Below are 18,919 nucleotides of genomic sequence, written 5' to 3'. Positions count from 1 at the left end.
CTCGGTCTATCCTTGGTAGGCTTGCCCCAAAGCGGCAGATTCGCCTTTCCGATTGATCAATTCACCGGTCGCACTCACGGCCTGCATGACGATGGCCTCATGTTTTGCGGCGTTGCAGACCACGACGCAGAGCTCGCAGCCTTTGCATCGGTCAATGTTGACCTGCGCGACCATCTTGGTTGTATTGAGATCCAAACAGTTGGCCTCCGGACAATACATGATGCAGAGGCGGCACCCCTTCTTCGCGGTGCATTTCTCGTCGATGACTTGCGCAACGTTATACATGTGGCTGACTTCCTTTTCTTGCCCTTATGCTGCAACCGCGGGGTTGCCCACTCTCAACTCAACGTTATTCTTGTCCGCCCATTCCCCGGCGATTTCATAGGCCCGCTTGACCGTTGCCAAATTCTTTTGCAACAGCATTTCTTTCTTGGCGAATTTTTTCTTGATGGCCTCGTCCAGGGAGGCCGTACCTCCGGAAGCCACGAACTTCTTGCCGAAGCGTTCTTGTAACGCACCGTCGAGGGCTTCCATCGAGACGCATTTGGTAATACCGGCTACGGAGCCGATCATCGTCATATTGGTCGAGAGTTCCGTCCCGGCGATTTCGATCGCCAATTCTGTTCCGGCAATGTAGAACACGGCGACATTCAAATCTTTCAGACGCTCGATGTCCTCATCGGACAGGAGGTTCTGGGCGGAATTGATGATGACCACGCCGCCCTCCTTAATGCCTGAATAGAACGGCATGGTGTAGCTCTTCCCCATGGTAATGACCTGGGGATGGAAGACTTCGATGACGTCCGGGAACACCAACTCGCCGCGATCGTAGATGCGCTCGATGCCGATACGGCAGTAGCTCTCGGCAGGAGCCATACGCTTTTCAGCGCCGAAGAACGGGTTGGAGATGGAAAACTTCCCGTCCCGGTTTGCGGCCATCGCCATGACGTGCGCTGCAGTGACGGCACCCTGTCCGCCCAATCCGGACATGCGGATGTTGAGTCTTTTCTTGATCATGAACGACCTCCGATTCGTTACGCTTTGCCGGCCAACTGCTTGGCCGCCGCTTTTCGTTCTTTGTCTTTTGCGGCCAACTCGGCCAGGAACTGCTTGGCCGGTTCGCTGACATACTCTTTATAGGCGAACCGTTCAGTCGGCTTTTCGGAGTCGCGCATTTCCTGGAGACCTTCCATGCTGTTTTTGCCGATCTCCAAAATGCAGGGCGTGTAGAGCTGAATGTAGGTTGGTCCGATTTCTCGGGCAATCAGCACCGAGTTTCGAATCACCTTCTCCACGAGGGAGGGCTTGCTCACCGTGCAATTAACCACATAGTGACAGCCTGACTCGCGGGCGATTTCAGGGAGCCGAACCTTGTCGAAGAGCTTGCCGACCGGGGCCATCTTGGCGACGAAACCCTTCTGCATGAGGCCGCTTTCCTGGCCGCCGGTATTGGCATACAGTTCGTTATCGAAGCAAATCGTGGTGAACTTCTCCTGGCGGAACCAGGCCTGCAAAGTCATATCAAGCCCGATATCCACCGTAGCGCCGTCACCGGCCAACACCACGACGTCCTTGACGCGATCGGGGAATCGGACCGACAGGGCCCGCTTCAACCCTGAAGCAATGGCGTTCTGATTGCCGAACAGTGAGTGGATGTTATGCACGGCCACCATCGGAAATACGAGGCTGGTGCAGCCGGTTGACCCCACCATCACGGTATCTTCCGGATTCGGCAGGGAGGCCAAGATATAGCGGAAAGCCATCGACTCAGGGCAGCCGGCGCAGAGAGAATGCTGCTCGATCAATTCCTTGGCGGTTCCGATATCCTTCCAGCCTCGATCCTCTTTGCCGTACGTGGCGCTCTGGACCAGGTCCTGATAGTCGGATGGCATGATGTCATATAGGTCCGGCGAAATCTTGATTCGCTCTTTGCTCATATACGCCTCCTCGCGGCTCGTCTGTCAGATAAATGGGTGACGTCGGTTCACTGCTGGTCTCAGCTGCCTCGTCCGGCCAGCGATTCCGAACGCATGCCCAAGGCGGTCTTGATCTCGGACACGATAATTTCCGGTGGCATCGTCATGCCGCCGCAGACATGCGGTCCGGCGTGAATACGATCGCTGTTGGGAATTGTGGCTTTGATCTCCTTGGCCAACCATCCGGTGACGTTGAACTCCGGTACGAAGATGTGCTTCGCGTTCTTGGTGGCTTCGCGGATTTCCTCGCCCGGCCATGGCCGCAGGGTCTTGACCTTCACCAAGCCGCAACGGACGCCCTCATCCTCCAGAAGGCGAATGGCTTCGCGTCCCTGCGACACAGCGGTGCCGGACGCCACAATCATGATCTCGGCGTCGGCATTTTCAACGTCGATTAGCCCATTCAGCCAATGGATCGTGTGCTTGCGCGAACGCTCCACGGCGGCCCACACCTCCTGCTGCCAGCTGGCGTGGGTGGCATAGCTGATATAGTTGCTTTTCATGACGAACGGATCCCGCATCATACGGACGGGCGGGCATTCCATATCCATACAGGGTACCGGTGAACGATAGGGATCGTAGGGCGGTAAGCACATTTCGGTCGGGGTGAGGTTCACCACGTCCTTTGTGTGGGTCACGAAGAAGCCGTCGCAACAGAGCGCCAGCGGGAGGTGAACATCAGGCTCTTCGGAGACCATGTAGCCCTTCAGGATCCAATCGAAGAAGTCTTGGGCCGTTTCCGCATGCCAGACCAGCATGCCGGTGTTCAGGAGATAAGCAATCTCCAGTGTATCGGGTTGAATCGACAACGGGGAATTGATGCCGCGGCAGGTGACGATCATTTGAATGGGAAGCCGAGCGCCTGCCCACATGGGAAAGTTTTCCATGGCGCGCATAGTGCCGGGACCGGCGGTCGTTGTAAACACGCGCGCTCCACCGAATGCCGCACCCGCGCATTGGGACATGACGGCGAATTCGCTTTCACCCCTGAAATAGTCTCCGATGTAGCCTTCGGCAAACAATTCGCCGATCAAGGCGGCGGCTTCGCTCTGCGGCGTGATGGGATAGGCAATCATCACGTCGCAACTTGCCCGACGGATGGCTTCCTTGATGACCTCGCTGCCCGTATAGAACGACGGCTTACGCGGCGCATCGTTCATCATCACCCAGGGGTCTGTATACGTCTGGCCTTTTTTATTTTGGGTCCCGATGTAGGATTTTGTTTCCGCCATGGCCTCGGCCTCCTTTCTAGCGTTATCTGGGCTTCGAAGGTCAGTTCGAAGCGCCGGTCTTGGCTGCTGTCAGCCGTGGTTGCACCGTGCCTTTGAGCTTTCGCACCCAATCGGCCAGCGTCATGATTTTCTCTACGGAGGTATCTCTGAACGAGAGCATCGCGTCCTCATGCCCCGCCTGGGCACACATAGCGATCGTGTAACAGGAGGTTCCACCGCGGATGATCTTGAGCGACAAGTTCGCTTGGTGACAGTGCACTCCGATGAACATGCAGCAATCGATCTTGTTGTGCCAGATGGTCAGGTTGGGATGGTTGGGATTGATTTCGATCTCGGGATTGATCTTGGGGTACTTGGGGCGATAGTCGGGCATGGGAATCAGCATCGGTTTTTGCCCCGGCTGCACGCATTCTTTCAGCGTTTCGTAGAGCTTCCTGATCGCCGCGGCTTTCTTGGCTGCCTTTTCATTCCAGGCCCAGAGTACCAGCGGACCAGGGAAGATGGTGGGGACTTTGGCCATGAGAAATTGGCGAGCCGCCTCTTCGTAGGCTTTTTCCTCAGGAACGATGACGCCGTTGATATGGGCCTCGCCGGGGTTGGGTAGGTAGACTCCCATGGAAGCCGCAGCCGGCGGGAGGAAATGCTCCGGACCTGGTAACACGCGATACTGAGTCATTCCAACATACTCTCTTGTTTGGGGGTTATGGCGTTCAAAAAAATATGTCCTTTGTTAACGCAAGGCTCGGCTACTCTATGCTTTTTCAATACCCCCCTGCAACTTGGCAGAAGGCCCACCGTGAGGAAATTTAGGGCCAGCAGAGGAAAAGGCGGTTAGGCCTTTTGAACTAGAGTGGTCCGACCCAATCAAAATCTCGTAAGTGCGCATTATAGGTGGCAATCTTTCGTGTTGTCAATCCGAGTTGCGAGCGGGATCCGTCTGTGTGCGGCAAGTAAAAAGCGTTGGGCTGAAGGGCGACGGGATCCGTTCAGTTACGAAGATCCGGTGGGCGGTAGGACTTGTTGGAAGGGATGAATTTCCACCCGCTCGAAAACGCCATGAATGGTATAGGGATCGGCATCTGCTATCTGTTTGGCCTCACCAAAAGAATCCGCTTCGATGATCACCAGGCTGCCGATCTGGTCGATGAAGGGGCCGGCCAAGTGGAGTTTTCCGGCTTGACGGAGGGATTCCAAGCCGGCCAGGTGGGCTGGGCGATGGATCTTGCGCTTTGCTTGGCCATCCGGCCCGTCAAAACCCAGTATCACAAATTTCATCGGCGTGTGTCTGAAAATGGAGATGATTAAGGAGTGGTGTCATCCAGTGGGCGGCGATCCTTGAAGCCTGAGGAAACTTCATGCCACCATTCGATGTGGTCTTCGCCCAGTTTCCAGCAGAGGTAGACCATGCGCCCTCCCAGCATGGCCGGAAAATCGCAGAGGCCCAAGTCGACATCCTTGATCACCACGCCCAATTCGTGGATGGTCTGCAGGCTTCCGCTGATTTCATGGAGGGCCCTGATATAAGAAGGTCCGGCGAGACTGCCTCCGCCGAAAGCCGCTCGAGCACTGGCTTTCCCAATCTCATCCTTGGTGGATGTGATGACTGTTTTGGCGCGGCGAATGACGGCGAAGCGGTCGACGAGCTGAGGAAGCAGTTCATTGGCTTCCGCCAAGGTGAAAATTCGATCCGGTGCGTCGTGGTCGGGTTTTGCCATCGTTCAAAAACTGCGGGCCGATGTGTAGCATATCGATCCCTGGCCTGCAACCTCCGGCCCCCATCGATCATGCGAATGAAGAGAAGGTCGGTTCCGTCGGCTAAATCTGTTGACATTATTCAGGGGCAGACGCTATGATCACAACAACTTCGCAATTCTGGAAACGTTTCATCTTCTTTAGTGCCAGCTTCCGAGACCCATCTCAATAAAAAATCCGGGTAGTTTCAGCATCGGTCGTGCAACAGTGGCTCATCGTTATTTCCGCGTAAACTAAATCGACAACGCCTACATCGAATTATCCTGCCATCAATATCCAGCAGGTTGAGTACTAGATATCACTTCTGTGGATTCGTTCATGAGCACTAAATCAGCTTTCTCACGGGGAGCTATCGGGTTGAAAGCCCGATAGGAGAGGTATGGCACAGGTTAAAGGGGAAGTTATGCATCTGGCGGAGCTCAAGCAGAAGACCATCGCTGATCTGAACGAGGTCGCGCGAGATCTTAAAATTGAAGGAGCGGCGAACCTGCGGAAGCAGGAGCTCATCTTTGCCATCCTCCAGGCGCAGACCGAGAAAAATGGTGTGGTCTTCGGCGAGGGAGTGCTGGAAACGCTGCCGGACGGCTTTGGGTTCCTCCGCGCACCGGACTCCAACTATCTGCCTGGCCCCGACGATATTTACATTTCACCCTCTCAGATCCGTCGGTTCAATTTACGGACGGGCGACATCGTCTCGGGGCAGATCCGGCCGCCGAAGGAGAGTGAGCGGTATTTCGCCTTACTGAAGGTCGAGAAGGTCAACTACGAAGATCCCGAGGTCGCCAGAGACAAGATCCTGTTCGACAACCTGACCCCTCTCTATCCCGAGGAGCGGCTGAACCTCGAGTTCGACCGAGAGGAATATTGCACCCGGGTCATGGATCTCACGACGCCGATCGGTAAGGGCCAGCGGGGCCTGATCGTGGCGGCTCCACGTACCGGTAAAACCATGCTCTTGCAAGCCATCGCCCGCGCGATCCTGAAGAATCACAAGGAAGTCACCCTGATCGTGCTGCTTATCGACGAGCGTCCTGAAGAAGTGACGGATTGGCAGCGCCAGGTCAAGGCCGAGGTCATCAGCTCCACCTTCGACGAGCCGGCCCAGCGACATGCGCAAGTCGCGGAAATGGTTTTGGAGAAGGCCAAGCGCCTCGTGGAACATAAGAAAGACGTCGTGATCCTGCTCGACAGCATCACCCGCTTGGCTCGGGCCTACAATACCATCGCACCCCCGAGCGGAAAGGTCCTGTCGGGCGGGTTGGACTCCAACGCGTTGCAACGGCCAAAACGGTTTTTCGGTGCGGCGCGTAATATCGAAAACGGCGGAAGCCTGACCATCATGGCCACGGCCTTGATCGATACGGGAAGCCGAATGGACGACGTCATCTTCGAGGAATTCAAGGGAACCGGTAACATGGAAGTTCATCTGGACCGTCGTTTGGCCGACAAGCGAATCTTCCCGGCCATCGACATCAGCCAATCCGGCACCCGCAAGGAGGAGTTGCTGGTCGATCGCGATCGCTTGAACAAAATGTGGATCCTGCGCAAGGTGTTGAGCCCCTTGGGGACCATGGAGGCTATGGAATTCCTCATGGACAAGATCAGCGGCACCAAGACCAATCAGGAGTTTCTGCAATCCATGAATCGGTAACCCTCGGCTTGCCAGCCCGGGGCGGTCCGGTGTAAAGTCGGGCACCCTGACTGGGCGAAGGCGCGAATCACTGACTCAAGGGCGCGAAGGAGTGCGTATGCAAAAGGGAATTCATCCGGTGTATCGTGAAGCGACCGTGCATTGTGCCTGTGGCAATTCGTTCAAGACGAGATCGACGATCGGAGATATCAAAGTTGACATCTGTGCAGCCTGTCATCCTTTCTTCACCGGCACTCAAAAGATTGTCGATACCGAAGGACGGGTTGAGCGGTTCAAGAAGAAGTACGCCAAGAAAGACAAGTAGGCTTCAGGCCAGAGCAACATGGAGACCCTGCTTCGTTTTGGGGCAGGGTCTTTTGTTTTTTGACTCGCGGTGATGTCGCGGAGCGGGTAGGGATGGAAGAGCTGCTGGTAAAAAAGTGGGAAGGGATGGCTGCCCGGTATCGGGAATTGACCGATCAGCTGATGGATCCGTCCATCCTCAATCAACCGACAATGTTGCACAAGTTGAACAAGGAACGGACGGAACTCGAGGAACCCGCCCTGCAATTCACGGCCTACTGCGAGGCTAAGAAGCAGCTCGATGAAGTCTCGGCCATGCTCCAAGATGTTACGGCGGGAGCAGACATGAAGCAATTGTTCGCCGAGGAAAGCGAGCAGCTCAAGCAGCAAGTGCAGGATCTCGAGGCGCGTGCCAAGGAATTTCTGACTCCGAAAGATCCGAGGGATGAGAAGAACGTCTTTCTGGAGATCCGGGCTGGAACGGGCGGCGATGAAGCGGCGCTCTTCGCCGGAGATCTGTTTCGTATGTACCTCAAGTATGCGGAACGGCATCGGTTGCGCCTCGAGGTGGTGGATGCTTCTGAAACCGGTATCGGTGGGTATCGGGAGGTGATTGCGCTGCTGGAGGGGAAGGGCGCCTATGGGCGCCTGCGCTATGAGAGCGGCGTCCATCGAGTGCAACGTGTGCCCGCCACGGAGGCCAGCGGCAGGATCCACACCTCCACCGTCACCGTGGCGGTGATGCCGGAGGTGGACGAGGTTGACGTGCACATCGACCCCAAGGATCTACGCATCGATACTTTCTGTTCCTCCGGAGCCGGTGGGCAGAGCGTGAATACGACCTACTCCGCAGTGCGCATCACACACATCCCGACCGGCGTGGTCGTCAGCTGCCAGGATGAACGGTCGCAGCTCAAAAACCGGACGAAAGCCATGCGGACCTTGCGGGCACGGATCGTGGAAGCCGAACGAGAGAAACAAGAGGCCGAGATCGCGCAAAATCGCAAAGCCCAGGTCGGAACCGGGGACCGCAGCGAGAAGATCCGCACCTACAATTTCCCGCAAAACCGCGTCACCGACCATCGCATCGGCTTGACGGTGCACAAGCTCGACCAAGTCTTGGCGGGCGACCTCGAGGAAATCGTCCAAGCGTTGCGCGCACACTACGAACACTTGGCGACCATGGAGTCATGAACGCCGCTGTGCAGCAGGACGACGCGATGTCGGATCTTCGCACCGTTGGACGGTTGCTCACCGAAAGCGAACATCGTTTGAAAGGCGCAGGAATCGAACAGCCTTCGTTGGAAGCCGGGTGGCTGCTTCGGGAGGTGCTCCGTCTCTCTCCGCTCGTGGCCAGACTTGAGCCGGAACGTGACGTGACGCCGTCGGACTGGGAGGCAGTAGGGAGGCTGGTCACGAGGCGCGCGGAACGCGAGCCGTTGCAATACCTCTTGGGGACGCAGGAGTTCTGTGGGCGAGAATTTTTTGTCGGCCCATCCGTCCTGATCCCTCGTCCGGAAAGTGCGCTGCTGGTGGAGGAAGCCGTTCGACGATGCTGCGACAACCCTACGGCGACTATCGTGGATGTAGGGACCGGTTCCGGGTGTCTGGCGGTGTCGGTTGCTGCGGCATTGCCTGGAGCCCGAGTCCTGGCGATCGACCTGTCGCCCGAGGCGTTGGCGGTGGCGCGACATAACATGGCGCACCATGGGGTCGAGGCGCACATCGAATGCCTCTGCGGGGATCTGCTCGGGCCACTACAAGAACGAGGGCCTGAGCTGCAGGTCGATGTGATCCTCTCGAACCCTCCATACATCGCCGAAACCGACTGGGCAACGCTTCAGCCGGAAGTCCGTCAATTCGAACCGCGTCTGGCGTTGGCTGGGGGGCCTGATGGGATGGAGGTCCACCGTCGATTGCTGCGGGAGGCTCCGGCTTGCCTGAAACCCGGAGGGCTGCTGTTGATGGAGATCGGCCTGGGGCAGGCTCCCGCAATCAGTCGAGAAGCCGAAGAGCTGGGATCCTTCCGGCTGTACGACTGTTTGCGGGATGACGCGGGGATTGAGCGAGTCGTGTGTTTTGCACTGAGAGACGATGGCCCGTCTCGCGTGCGGGGACTCTGAGTTAACGTCGATGGACCAAATCATCATTCAAGGCGGCACGCCTCTGCGAGGAACGGTGCGCACCAGTGGGGCGAAGAACGCGGCCCTCCCGATACTGGCTTCGACGATCTTGGGCGGGGGCGAGTGCGTCCTGTCGAACATGCCGCAGGTCGTCGATGTGCTGACGATGGGGAAACTGTTGGGAATGCTGGGTGTTACCGTGACCCATGAAGACGGCCAGACTGTCGTGTCGGCTCAAGCCCCGGCCTCCACGGAAGCACCTTACGATCTGGTTCGGACCATGCGCGCATCGGTCCTGGTGTTGGGACCGCTGGTTGCCCGTCTGGGAGAGGCCAAGGTTTCCCTGCCCGGCGGATGCGCCATTGGGTCTCGACCGGTGAATTTCCACTTGGCCGGTCTGGAGAAAATGGGGGCGACGGTCGAAATCGAGCATGGGTACATCAAGGCCACCGCGCGGCGATTACGAGGCAGCCGAATCTACTTCGACACTCCCAGCGTGACCGGGACGGAAAATTTGATGATGGCAGCAGTGTTGGCCGACGGCACGACGGTGTTGGAGAATGCCGCCAAAGAACCCGAGATCGCCGACTTGGCCACGTTTCTGATCAAGCGCGGGGCGCGTATCGCCGGAGCAGGCACCGACATGATTACGATCGAAGGCGTGTCTGAGTTGCACGGCGCCGAGCATGCGGTGATTCCCGATCGGATCGAAGCGGGGACCTATCTTGTGGCCGGCGCGATCACCGGCGGTGAGATCGTGGTGGAACGCTGTCGTCCAGATCACATGGAACCGCTCCTGATCAAGCTGCGAGAGAGCGGTGTCGAGTTGACCGAAGAGCAGGATCTAGTGCGTCTCAAGGTGACCGGCCGTCTCAAGGGGACCAATGTTCGGACCTGCCCGCACCCGGGTTTTCCCACAGACATGCAGGCGCAGTTTGTGGCGCTCATGGCGGTGGCCGAGGGAACCAGCGTGGTCACGGAAACCATTTTCGAAAGTCGCTTTATGCATGTGGAGGAACTGCGCCGAATGGGAGCCGACATTCGCGTCGAGGGAAACCGAGCGGTGATCACGGGAAAGGAGTGGTTAACGGGTGCTCCGGTGATGGCCTCTGACCTTCGGGCCAGCGCGGGGCTCATCGTCGCTGGGTTGGCGGCCCGAGGGACCACCGAGGTCTCGCGCGTCTACCATCTCGATCGGGGCTATGAGCGGCTCGAAGAGAAGTTGTGTGCCCTTGGGGCCAGCGTGGAACGGAGAAAGGGGAAGTGACGCGGTGAAACGGAAGGCAGTGCGGCAGGAGCCGGCGCAAGGGCTGACGATCGCGTTGTCCAAGGGGAAATTGCTGGGGCCGGTGCTCCAGCTCATGAAGCGGGCCGGGTATGGCTGTGATGGGCTGTCGAGTGACAGTCGCAAGCTGGTATTTGCCTGCTCGACTCGGCCGGCGACGTTCCTGATCGTCCGCCCGACCGATGTGCCGACCTACGTCGAACACGGGGCCGCCGATGTCGGCGTCGTCGGAAAAGACGTGCTCCTGGAGCAGGACAGCGACGTCTATGAGCCGTTGGATTTGAAGGTCGGAGCGTGTAGAATCTCCGTCGCCGCTTTGCAGGGGCAGGCGTCGCCGGATCGATGGTCCTCCAAGATTCGAGTCGCCACGAAGTATCCCCGAGTGACCGAACGATACTTCAACCAGCGCGGCGTACCGGTTGAGATCGTGAAGTTGTATGGGTCGATTGAACTGGCGCCGATCGTCGGGCTAGCCGATCGCATCGTCGACCTCGTCGAAACAGGCAGTACCCTGCGGGCGCATGATCTGGCGGAGATCGAGGTGATTACGCAGTCTACCGCCCGCCTGATCGTGAATCGGGCCAGCATGAAGTTGAAACATGAGCCGTTGACGGCGTTGATTGCGCAGTTGCGGGAAGCGGTGGCGAACGCGGAAAAGTCCGAATCGGGAACGAGGAGCTGATCCCCCGAGGGCCGTACGGCTCGCCATCGAGGCAGTGGTTCGGGAAGCGGTATGAAGCCATGGCTATTATCGCCAGCACAGATCGAGGTTTTGCCAAAGCGCTGCAGAAGATCGTGACCCGGTCGCGATCCCAGCACGGCACGGTCGAGAAGAACGTCCGGACGATTCTCCAAGCCGTCGAGCGCGGCGGCGACCGAGCGGTGCTGCGGTATACCAAGAAGTTTGATCGTCTCACGCTCACGCTCGATCAGCTGCGTGTGCCGGCTGAGGAGGTCAAGGAGGCCTATTACCACATCCGCAAGGACGAAGGTGACGCCCTCCGCTATGCCGCCGAGCGTGTGCGGCAATTTCATGAACGGCAACGAACCAAGACCTGGATGTACCAGGAGCGCACCGCCACGCTGGGGCAGCTGGTCACTCCGCTGGACGCCGTGGGCGTGTACGTTCCGGGCGGCAAGGCGGTCTATCCCTCGTCGGTCCTGATGTGCGCCATTCCCGCGAAGGTTGCGGGGGTGCGGCGCATCGTCATGTGTACGCCCACGCCGAAGGGAGCCATCAATCCCTACCTACTGGTCGCTGCGGATATCGCCGGTGTCGACGAAATCTATCGGGTCGGGGGCGTGCAAGCGATTGGGGCGATGGCGTTCGGCACGAAGACCATCGCGAAGGTGGATAAGATCGTCGGTCCCGGCAACATGTACGTTGCCAGCGCGAAACGCCTCCTTTACGGCACGGTTGGCATCGATATGGTCGCAGGGCCCAGCGAGCTGCTGGTGGTGGCTGATGGGGGTGCCAAACCGGCCCACGTGGCGGCGGATTTGCTCTGCGAGGCGGAACATGACGAAGAGGCGCAGGTCTATCTCGTGACCACGTCCGCCGAGCTGGCTCGCGAGGTGGTGCGGCTGCTTCACACCCAATTAAAGGGGTTGCAACGCGAAAAAATCGCTGCGAAATCGATCGCGCGACATTTCGTGGCGTTCGTCGTGCCGACCATGGACGAGGCGATCGACGTTGCCAATGCCATCGCTCCCGAGCATTTGACGCTGTCCGTCGACCGGCCTTTCGACTATCTGGAGCGCGTGCGCCATGCGGGGGCCCTGTTCCTCGGTCGATATACGCCGCCAGCCGTGGCCGACTATGTCGCCGGCCCGAACCATGTGTTGCCGACCGGCGCCACCGCACGATTTTTCTCGCCGCTCTCCGTCGGGGACTATGTCAAGGTAAGCAACATCGTGCATTATACGAAGGAAGAGCTGACCAAAGCCAAAGATCATATTGTCCGGCTGGCACATATCGAAGGGTTCGATGCGCATGCCAAGTCGGCGCAGAGCAGGTTCGTATGAAATCATCAGGGACAGCAGCGCGCAGAGCAACTCTCCATAGGGCCACCAAGGAGACGGATGTCCGGGTCGAATGGGCGCTGGACGGCAGCGGGCAGGGGAAGGTTGATACCTCGATCCGGTTTTTCGATCACATGCTGGATCTGTTGGCGAAACACGGCTTTTTCGATCTCTCGGTGAAGGCCACAGGCGACGTGGATATCGATGAACACCATACGGTTGAGGACGTCGGGATCGTCATGGGGCAGGCGCTGCATCAGGCGTTGGGAGAAAAAGCCGGGATCAAGCGGTTTGGGTTCGCATCCGTCCCATTGGATGAGACCTTGGCGCACGTGACGGTCGACCTCAGCGGGCGGCCCTATCTCGTGTATAACGTCAGCTTGCCCGATCGAAAGATCAAGTCCTTCGATCTCGGCCTGTTCGAAGATTTTTTTCAAGCCTTCGTGACGCACGGCGGCCTGAATCTCCACGTCAATCTCCAATACGGACGCAATCCCCACCACATCATGGAGGCCATCTTCAAGGCGCTGGCCAAGGCTCTGGATCAGGCCACTATGGTTGAGGAACGGCTATCCGGCGCGGTGCTCTCGACGAAGGGAAGTCTCTGACCACAGCCCTTGCTCGTAAGGGAAACGGTCTTCAACCTCGACGACGGCTCCGAGATTCTCCAGGCCGGCTTCCAACGCAATCATGATCGCAATCATCGACTACGGAATGGGAAACTTGCGCAGCGTCCAGAAGGCGTTCGAGGCCGTCGGCCATCAGGCGGTTGTGACGCGCGAGGCGCGAGTAATTGCCGATGCCGATCACGTGGTGTTGCCGGGGGTCGGGGCATTCGGCGATTGCATGGCGAATCTCGACCGGTACGACTTGATCGGACCGATCCAGGCCGCCGTCCGGTCCGGCAAACCCTTCTTGGGCATCTGCCTGGGGTTACAGCTGTTGTTCACGGAAAGTGAGGAATTCGGCATTCATAAGGGGTTGGATATCATCCCCGGCCGCGTGAAGCGGTTTGCCCTGGATCCGGCGTTGAAAGTGCCGCATATGGGCTGGAACGAAGTCCGCTTCCTGCGGCCTGCGCCGATCTTCGAGGGGGTGGCGTCCGGAAGCCATTGTTATTTCGTCCACTCCTACTATGTTGAGCCGACCGATTCCGCTGTGGTGGCGGCGCTGACTGACTATGGGCGGCCCTTCGCCTCCGCCGTGTGGAAGGATAATGTCGTGGCCTGCCAGTTTCACCCGGAAAAGAGTCAGGCGGTCGGTCTTCAGCTCGTGAAAAATTTCGGAGCCTGGACGTGAGCGCGTGGTGGGCTCGTGTCGGGTTTCTTTCGTTGGCCTGTCTGGTCTTGTCGGGGTGCAGCGGGGCGAAGGTGACGACCAAAACCTCGTCACAGCTGAACCGGTATCAGGTCCGCACCATCGCGATGGTGCCCTTCGAAACCCTGGCGACTCCGCAGGTGGTGGAATCCGTGGGGCCCTCCTTTCCCATTCCTGCCGGTGGGCGGCGAACTCATATGTCTGTGGCGGTGCCGCTGCCGACCGATCAGGCCGTCGAGCGCCCGACTCACTTGGTGCCACCGTCGGCCGGAGAGAAGGTCACGGAACTTATGTGGCGCAAACTCAAGAGCCGATCCGAGCTTCAATTCCTGTCTCCCTCTGAGGCCGTGGGTGCGGCTCGCGAGTTGGCCAAAGAAGGGGGAGGGGAACCGCCGTCTCCCCAGAAGATCGCGCAACGTTTGACGGCGGACGCAGCCTTGATCGGAAAAGTTCTCCTGTATCAGGAGCGGGTCGGCAGCCGACTGGGTGCCGATCCCCCGGCTGCCGTCGGATTCGAGGTCAAACTGGTGGCTCCCGATGGGCTGGTATTGTGGGAAGGGAACTATTACGAAAAGCAGCGTCCGATGACTGAGGATTTTCGAGGATTCGTTCAGCGGTACGGCATGTTCGTGACCGCAGACGAACTGGCGGCATATGGAGCCAGTGAATTGGCGGAGGCGTTTCCCTTTGGCCGGGTCGACTGACATGCGGGGGTTCATGGCAATAGGGGTGGGTTCATGCGGGTAATTCCAGCGATTGATTTAAAAGATGGTCGATGTGTGCGGCTCAGACAGGGCGATATGGCCGCCGAGACCGTCTACTCGGACGACGTGCCGTCAGTTGCACAACGGTGGCAGCACCAGGGTGCCGATTTAATACACGTGGTGGATTTGAACGGCGCGGTGGACGGCCGGCCGAAAAATTTGCCTCAAATCGAAGCGGTATTGCAAACGGTGAACGTGAAGGTGCAAGTCGGCGGCGGCATTCGGACCCTCGACACCGTGCGTCGGTACCTGCAGGCTGGAGTGGCGCGGGTGGTGCTCGGGACGGCTGCGCTGACGGACCCCGCGTTCCTGGCGCAAGCCTGCCGCGAGTTTCCCCGGCGGATTGTGCTGGGCCTTGATGCGCGTGATGGCTTGGTCGCCGTCAAGGGATGGACCAGCGTCTCTCAAACCCAGGCGGTCGATTTGCTCAAAGAGCTGGCCGACCACGAGTTGGGCGCCGTCATCTACACCGACATCGCTCGGGACGGCATGTTGAGCGGACCCAACCTGCCTGCTCTCCGACAGGTGGTCGAACTTTCGGCATTTCCGGTGATCGCCTCCGGCGGGATTACGCGGGTAGAGGATCTGCAAGCCGTACGGGCGCTCGGGCCTCGGGTGGAAGGCGCCATCGTCGGCAAGGCCCTCTATGACGGCAAACTGGACTACCGCGAGGCGCTGGCGTCGTTGCGCCGGAGTTGAGGCCGGAAGGAAAGAGTCCCGCCACCAATGCTGACAAAGCGCATCATTCCTTGTTTGGATGTGAAAGACGGCCGGGTCGTCAAGGGGGTGAGTTTCGTCAACCTGCGGGATGCCGGCGATCCTGTCGAGGTAGCGACGATCTATGATCGCGAAGGGGCCGACGAATTGTGCTTTTTGGACATCACCGCTTCCCACGAGAATCGCAAGACGATCCTGGAAGTGGTGGAGCAAACCGCCGCGAAGGTCTTCATGCCGCTGACCGTGGGGGGCGGGGTGCGGACACCGGACGACATTCGAGCCCTACTCAATGCCGGGGCCGATAAGGTCAGCATCAATACGACCGCAGTGCAACAGCCGGAATTCGTTCAGGAAGCGGCGCGCCGGTTCGGCACCCAGTGCATCGTGGTGGCCATCGATGCAAAACGATCCGAACGGGGCGACCATTGGGAGGTGTTCACTCATGGAGGACGCAAGGCCACCGGTTTGGATGCGGTGGAGTGGGCACAGCGAATGGAGACGTACGGCGCCGGAGAAATTCTGCTGACCAGCATGGACCAGGACGGTCGCCAAAATGGGTATGACCTGGCCTTGACGGCGGCGGCATCGGAGCGACTGTCCATTCCGGTGATCGCTTCCGGCGGGGTGGGGACATTGGAGCATTTGTACGAAGGGCTGGTGCAGGGTAAGGCCGACGCCGTGCTGGCAGCGTCGATTTTCCATTACCGAACCTACACGATTCAGCAAGCAAAAGCCTATCTGCATAAACGCGGCGTGCCGGTGCGGTTGGCGCCGGTGCCGGCGGAGCAACAGGCATGACGAACGACGAGCACGACATGAAGTTGGATGCCCAGGGGTTGGTGCCGGCGGTGGTTCAGGACTGGCTCGATGGCACCGTCTTGATGCTTGGGTACATGAATCACGAAGCCATCGCGAAGACGCTGGCCACCAAGTCCGTCCACTTTTGGAGTCGCTCCCGGGGAAAATTGTGGGAAAAGGGAGAAACCTCCGGGCATTTTCTGCGGGTGAAGGATCTGTTCGTGGATTGTGATCGTGATACCGTGCTGATCAAGGCGGAGCCGGTCGGTCCCACCTGTCATACCGGAGAACGCGCCTGTTTCTTCGTACGCATGACCGACGCGGGGAAGGCCGGAGGCGAAAAGACGCAGGACGCGGCGGGAGGGATTCTTGAGCGCATCTATCAAACCATCCTGGCGCGCAAATCGTCGCCTCAGCCAGGATCGTATGTGTCGAAATTATTGGCGGGCGGCCCGGACCGGATTCTGAAAAAGGTCGCGGAGGAGGCGGGTGAGGTCATCATTGCCGCCAAGAATCAGAAGCGGGAGGAAATCATTTACGAGACGGCCGACCTCCTGTTTCACACTCTGCTGGTCCTCGGATATCACGATGTGACGCTGAGCGACGTCTACCGTGAATTGGGAGCGCGTTTCGGCAAAACCGGGTTACGACCTTCACCGGAAGGAGGAGGGGGTGAATAGTTGCATTTTCTGCTGCATCGTCGAAGGGAGCATCCCGGCGAAAATTTTGTTCCAAGACGAAGTGGCGCTGGCCTTTGAAGATATCAATCCCCAAGCTCCGGTCCACACACTGGTGATCCCCAAACGTCATGTGGCGGCCGTTCAGGACTGCCAGGATTCGGATCAGACCCTGCTGGGTCAACTGTTGTTAGCCTGTGTCAAGGTCGCGCGCATGAAGGGGCTTGCCGAATCCGGGTATCGCATCGTTACGAATACCGGAGCCAATGCCGGCCAAACGGTCTTTCACTTGCACCTGCACGTGCTGGGCGGGCGCAATATGGCCTGGCCTCCTGGTTGAACCGAAGCCGGACTGCATTGATTGACACTTCTGAGAGCCGTTTGGTAGGCTAAACGGTCAATTTTCATTTTGCGCGTATGTATGCCACCTGCGCCACCCGCGGGGTGGGTTCCTGTGGGTCGTCGGGAGGACCACCGTGGGCCGAGGCCTCATTTCGGACGATGTCATCAGTCGGATCAAAGAGCGTATCGACATCGCCGAGATCGTAAGGCAGCATGTGGCACTCACCAGGACCGGTCAAAACCTCAAAGGGTTGTGTCCATTTCACCAAGAAAAATCACCCTCCTTTACGGTCAGTTCTTCGAGACAGATCTTCCATTGCTTCGGGTGCGGCGCTGGGGGCAACGTGTTTACGTTTCTGATGAAATTGACCGGGGCAGGATTTCCGGAAGTCGTACGGGATCTCGGCCGGAAGGCAGGGGTGGAGGTGCCGGAGTCCAGCGGCGGTCCCTCTCCCCAAGAGCGCTCCCAACTGGGGCGGTTAGAACGTTTGAACAGTGCAGCTGCGGACTGGTACCGGCGCATGCTGGCGGACGGTCCGGGAGGTGCTCAAGCCAGAGCCTATCTGGATAAACGAGGTATCCGGCCCGAGACGGTCGAGCAGTTTCACCTTGGGTACGCCCCGGCCGATTGGGATGGGCTCACGAAGTCCATGCTCAAGGAAGGATTTTCACCGGGCGACCTTATTGCTGCGGGGTTGGCGGTGCCCCGGGATCAAGGGAGGGATCCAAAGCGATCGGTCTCCGGGCAATACGATCGGTTTCGCTCTCGGGTGATGTTTCCGATCGTCGATCTGCGGAAGCGGGTGGTGGCATTCGGGGGGCGAATCCTGGGAGAGGGAATGCCCAAGTATTTGAATTCTCCCGAGACGCCGCTGTTTAAAAAAGGCCATACGCTGTTTGCGTTGGATGCCGCGCGTGAAGCAGCGGCGCGCGAGCAGGCCCTCGTGGTAGTCGAAGGCTATTTTGATGCCATCGCGCTGCACCAGGCCGGAATCCGCCATGTGGCGGCGACCTTGGGCACTGCGTTGACGGCGGACCACATCGCCGTGATTCGGCGATTTGCCTCGAATGTGGTGCTGCTGTTCGACCCGGATCAAGCGGGGGTGCGGGCCGCGTTGCGGACGTTGGACCTTTTCGTCAATAGCGGTATGGCTGTGAAAGTGGTCTCATTGCCCGAAGGGGACGATCCCGATACGTATGTCCGGCGATTCGGCGCCGAGGGCTTTGCCGCGTTACATCGGACGGCGCCCAGTCTCTTGGACTTTGCCGTCGAGCACAGTCTCCGGTCGGCTGAGTCCGGCACGGTCGAAGATCGGATCCGGGCCGTGGATGCGGTGTTGCGCATCCTTCACAAGAGCGCGCATCCCATCGAACGAGAGGAACGCATTCGACTGGTCGCCGAGCGATTGGGGTTGAACCAGCAACGCCTGATCGATCGCTACCCGACGCTGGCCGCCTTGGAACCGCGCGGAGGGGCAGTGCGGGGCTCTGGGCCCGCGCCGGCGCTCCCCTCGAAACCCAAAGGACAGCCCGAGGAGCGGGATTTGGTACATCTGCTGATTCAGGGGTGCCTCACCCCTGCGGACCTCCGCAAGTTGTCCCCGGATGCCTTTTCCGTTCCGGCCTATCGTCGACTCGTGGAATGTGCGTTTCGCCATCTCGAGCGTGATGGTCGACTGTCGGTGCGAGCGTTCCTCGACGACGTGCTCGAAGATGCGGATTGCGCGCCTCTGGCGACGGAACTCTCGATGCTCGAACAACACTATGACGACGTGCCGGCCCACATTGCCGGCTGCTTGGATACTTTGGAACGCCGGGGGCGCGAACGGGCTCTCGGCGTCTTGATTCAAGAATTGAAGGCGGCTGAACGCGAACGGCGTGAGGACGATGTGCGACGCCTGAATCAACAGATCAACGAGATGCGGATGCAGAAAGCCGGCGCCCCGCCGGCTGTGCTGATGTCTGCGGTGAAGGAGTGAGT

The 18,919-nt window shown here is 59.0% G+C and carries 22 protein-coding genes; 15 read left to right on the top strand and 7 right to left on the bottom strand.

Annotated features, from left to right (window positions below):
* Window positions 1-6: 6 nt before the first annotated feature.
* The 7 genes from HRU82_06775 to HRU82_06745 all read right to left on the bottom strand — a co-directional run bounded on the left by HRU82_06775 (window position 7) and on the right by HRU82_06745 (window position 4,923).
* Window positions 7-285, bottom strand: coding sequence for a pyruvate ferredoxin oxidoreductase (locus HRU82_06775; protein ID QOJ34664.1), 279 nt, complete (start codon window positions 283-285; stop codon window positions 7-9).
* 24 nt (window positions 286-309) lie between these two features.
* Entirely contained in the window at window positions 310-1,017 is a 708-nt protein-coding gene (locus HRU82_06770) for a 2-oxoacid:acceptor oxidoreductase family protein (protein ID QOJ34663.1), read from the bottom strand.
* 17 nt (window positions 1,018-1,034) lie between these two features.
* Window positions 1,035-1,937: a ferredoxin oxidoreductase gene (locus HRU82_06765; protein QOJ34662.1), complete on the bottom strand. Its 903-nt coding sequence runs from the start codon at window positions 1,935-1,937 to the stop codon at window positions 1,035-1,037.
* Window positions 1,938-1,996: 59 nt separating this feature from the next.
* Complete coding sequence (locus HRU82_06760; GenBank protein ID QOJ34661.1) at window positions 1,997-3,208, bottom strand: ferredoxin oxidoreductase; 1,212 nt, start codon at window positions 3,206-3,208, stop codon at window positions 1,997-1,999.
* Window positions 3,209-3,248: 40 nt separating this feature from the next.
* Window positions 3,249-3,884: a carbon monoxide dehydrogenase gene (locus HRU82_06755; GenBank protein QOJ34660.1), complete on the bottom strand. Its 636-nt coding sequence runs from the start codon at window positions 3,882-3,884 to the stop codon at window positions 3,249-3,251.
* Window positions 3,885-4,198: 314 nt separating this feature from the next.
* Complete coding sequence (locus HRU82_06750) at window positions 4,199-4,483, bottom strand: hypothetical protein (GenBank protein QOJ34659.1); 285 nt, start codon at window positions 4,481-4,483, stop codon at window positions 4,199-4,201.
* A 26-nt stretch (window positions 4,484-4,509) separates the two neighbouring features.
* Window positions 4,510-4,923, bottom strand: coding sequence for a DUF2203 domain-containing protein (locus HRU82_06745; protein ID QOJ34658.1), 414 nt, complete (start codon window positions 4,921-4,923; stop codon window positions 4,510-4,512).
* A 440-nt stretch (window positions 4,924-5,363) separates the two neighbouring features.
* On the opposite strand from HRU82_06745, the gene rho reads away from it, so the two are divergent.
* From rho to HRU82_06670, 15 genes are all read left to right on the top strand, one after another.
* Window positions 5,364-6,611, top strand: a complete 1,248-nt coding sequence (rho, locus tag HRU82_06740; GenBank protein ID QOJ37138.1) for a transcription termination factor Rho — start codon at window positions 5,364-5,366, stop codon at window positions 6,609-6,611.
* Window positions 6,612-6,708: 97 nt separating this feature from the next.
* Entirely contained in the window at window positions 6,709-6,915 is a 207-nt protein-coding gene (gene rpmE, locus HRU82_06735) for a 50S ribosomal protein L31 (GenBank protein QOJ34657.1), read from the top strand.
* Window positions 6,916-7,019: 104 nt separating this feature from the next.
* The gene (gene prfA, locus HRU82_06730; GenBank protein ID QOJ37137.1) at window positions 7,020-8,087 is read left to right on the top strand and encodes a peptide chain release factor 1; all 1,068 of its coding nucleotides are present in this window, start codon (window positions 7,020-7,022) and stop codon (window positions 8,085-8,087) included.
* Window positions 8,084-9,016 carry a peptide chain release factor N(5)-glutamine methyltransferase gene (prmC, locus tag HRU82_06725; protein ID QOJ34656.1) on the top strand — a complete coding sequence of 311 codons (933 nt, stop codon included), beginning with the start codon at window positions 8,084-8,086 and terminating at the stop codon, window positions 9,014-9,016. The genes prfA and prmC overlap by 4 nt, the downstream gene beginning before the upstream one ends.
* Before the next feature lie 10 nt (window positions 9,017-9,026).
* Window positions 9,027-10,283 carry a UDP-N-acetylglucosamine 1-carboxyvinyltransferase gene (gene murA, locus HRU82_06720; protein ID QOJ34655.1) on the top strand — a complete coding sequence of 419 codons (1,257 nt, stop codon included), beginning with the start codon at window positions 9,027-9,029 and terminating at the stop codon, window positions 10,281-10,283.
* The gene (locus HRU82_06715; GenBank protein ID QOJ34654.1) at window positions 10,219-10,983 is read left to right on the top strand and encodes an ATP phosphoribosyltransferase; all 765 of its coding nucleotides are present in this window, start codon (window positions 10,219-10,221) and stop codon (window positions 10,981-10,983) included. The genes murA and HRU82_06715 overlap by 65 nt, the downstream gene beginning before the upstream one ends.
* 59 nt (window positions 10,984-11,042) lie before the next feature.
* On the top strand, window positions 11,043-12,326 hold the full coding sequence (gene hisD, locus HRU82_06710; protein ID QOJ34653.1) for a histidinol dehydrogenase: 1,284 nt from the start codon (window positions 11,043-11,045) through the stop codon (window positions 12,324-12,326).
* Window positions 12,323-12,931, top strand: a complete 609-nt coding sequence (gene hisB / locus HRU82_06705) for an imidazoleglycerol-phosphate dehydratase HisB (protein QOJ34652.1) — start codon at window positions 12,323-12,325, stop codon at window positions 12,929-12,931. Before hisD ends, hisB begins: the two co-directional genes overlap by 4 nt.
* Before the next feature lie 82 nt (window positions 12,932-13,013).
* Window positions 13,014-13,622 carry an imidazole glycerol phosphate synthase subunit HisH gene (hisH, locus tag HRU82_06700; protein ID QOJ34651.1) on the top strand — a complete coding sequence of 203 codons (609 nt, stop codon included), beginning with the start codon at window positions 13,014-13,016 and terminating at the stop codon, window positions 13,620-13,622.
* On the top strand, window positions 13,619-14,344 hold the full coding sequence (locus HRU82_06695; protein ID QOJ34650.1) for a hypothetical protein: 726 nt from the start codon (window positions 13,619-13,621) through the stop codon (window positions 14,342-14,344). Before hisH ends, HRU82_06695 begins: the two co-directional genes overlap by 4 nt.
* A 33-nt stretch (window positions 14,345-14,377) precedes the next feature.
* On the top strand, window positions 14,378-15,103 hold the full coding sequence (gene hisA, locus HRU82_06690; GenBank protein ID QOJ34649.1) for a 1-(5-phosphoribosyl)-5-[(5-phosphoribosylamino)methylideneamino]imidazole-4-carboxamide isomerase: 726 nt from the start codon (window positions 14,378-14,380) through the stop codon (window positions 15,101-15,103).
* A gap of 27 nt (window positions 15,104-15,130) precedes the next feature.
* Window positions 15,131-15,919 carry an imidazole glycerol phosphate synthase subunit HisF gene (hisF, locus tag HRU82_06685; GenBank protein ID QOJ34648.1) on the top strand — a complete coding sequence of 263 codons (789 nt, stop codon included), beginning with the start codon at window positions 15,131-15,133 and terminating at the stop codon, window positions 15,917-15,919.
* Between the two features lie 17 nt (window positions 15,920-15,936).
* Window positions 15,937-16,599: a bifunctional phosphoribosyl-AMP cyclohydrolase/phosphoribosyl-ATP diphosphatase HisIE gene (locus HRU82_06680; protein ID QOJ37136.1), complete on the top strand. Its 663-nt coding sequence runs from the start codon at window positions 15,937-15,939 to the stop codon at window positions 16,597-16,599.
* Window positions 16,592-16,936 (top strand): histidine triad nucleotide-binding protein, encoded by a 345-nt coding sequence (locus tag HRU82_06675; protein QOJ34647.1) that lies wholly within the window; start codon window positions 16,592-16,594, stop codon window positions 16,934-16,936. The genes HRU82_06680 and HRU82_06675 overlap by 8 nt, the downstream gene beginning before the upstream one ends.
* 136 nt (window positions 16,937-17,072) lie before the next feature.
* On the top strand, window positions 17,073-18,917 hold the full coding sequence (locus HRU82_06670; protein QOJ34646.1) for a DNA primase: 1,845 nt from the start codon (window positions 17,073-17,075) through the stop codon (window positions 18,915-18,917).
* Window positions 18,918-18,919: the final 2 nt, after the last annotated feature.

The organism is Nitrospira sp., from assembly GCA_015709715.1.
Taxonomy (GTDB): Bacteria; Nitrospirota; Nitrospiria; order Nitrospirales; family Nitrospiraceae; genus Nitrospira_A.
This window is presented reverse-complemented; position numbering and strand designations above follow the sequence as displayed.

What these genes read in the sequence shown, in the direction of transcription:
- HRU82_06775 (QOJ34664.1), bottom strand. Translation starts at nt 285, where the DNA reads ATGTATAACGTTGCGCAAGTCATCGACGAGAAATGCACCGCGAAGAAG.
- HRU82_06770 (QOJ34663.1), bottom strand. Translation starts at nt 1,017, where the DNA reads ATGATCAAGAAAAGACTCAACATCCGCATGTCCGGATTGGGCGGACAG.
- HRU82_06765 (QOJ34662.1), bottom strand. Translation starts at nt 1,937, where the DNA reads ATGAGCAAAGAGCGAATCAAGATTTCGCCGGACCTATATGACATCATG.
- HRU82_06760 (QOJ34661.1), bottom strand. Translation starts at nt 3,208, where the DNA reads ATGGCGGAAACAAAATCCTACATCGGGACCCAAAATAAAAAAGGCCAG.
- HRU82_06755 (QOJ34660.1), bottom strand. Translation starts at nt 3,884, where the DNA reads ATGACTCAGTATCGCGTGTTACCAGGTCCGGAGCATTTCCTCCCGCCG.
- HRU82_06750 (QOJ34659.1), bottom strand. Translation starts at nt 4,483, where the DNA reads ATGAAATTTGTGATACTGGGTTTTGACGGGCCGGATGGCCAAGCAAAG.
- HRU82_06745 (QOJ34658.1), bottom strand. Translation starts at nt 4,923, where the DNA reads ATGGCAAAACCCGACCACGACGCACCGGATCGAATTTTCACCTTGGCG.
- rho (QOJ37138.1), top strand. Translation starts at nt 5,364, where the DNA reads ATGCATCTGGCGGAGCTCAAGCAGAAGACCATCGCTGATCTGAACGAG.
- rpmE (QOJ34657.1), top strand. Translation starts at nt 6,709, where the DNA reads ATGCAAAAGGGAATTCATCCGGTGTATCGTGAAGCGACCGTGCATTGT.
- prmC (QOJ34656.1), top strand. Translation starts at nt 8,084, where the DNA reads ATGAACGCCGCTGTGCAGCAGGACGACGCGATGTCGGATCTTCGCACC.
- murA (QOJ34655.1), top strand. Translation starts at nt 9,027, where the DNA reads ATGGACCAAATCATCATTCAAGGCGGCACGCCTCTGCGAGGAACGGTG.
- HRU82_06715 (QOJ34654.1), top strand. Translation starts at nt 10,219, where the DNA reads ATGAGCGGCTCGAAGAGAAGTTGTGTGCCCTTGGGGCCAGCGTGGAAC.
- hisD (QOJ34653.1), top strand. Translation starts at nt 11,043, where the DNA reads ATGGCTATTATCGCCAGCACAGATCGAGGTTTTGCCAAAGCGCTGCAG.
- hisB (QOJ34652.1), top strand. Translation starts at nt 12,323, where the DNA reads ATGAAATCATCAGGGACAGCAGCGCGCAGAGCAACTCTCCATAGGGCC.
- hisH (QOJ34651.1), top strand. Translation starts at nt 13,014, where the DNA reads ATGATCGCAATCATCGACTACGGAATGGGAAACTTGCGCAGCGTCCAG.
- hisA (QOJ34649.1), top strand. Translation starts at nt 14,378, where the DNA reads ATGCGGGTAATTCCAGCGATTGATTTAAAAGATGGTCGATGTGTGCGG.
- hisF (QOJ34648.1), top strand. Translation starts at nt 15,131, where the DNA reads ATGCTGACAAAGCGCATCATTCCTTGTTTGGATGTGAAAGACGGCCGG.
- HRU82_06680 (QOJ37136.1), top strand. Translation starts at nt 15,937, where the DNA reads ATGAAGTTGGATGCCCAGGGGTTGGTGCCGGCGGTGGTTCAGGACTGG.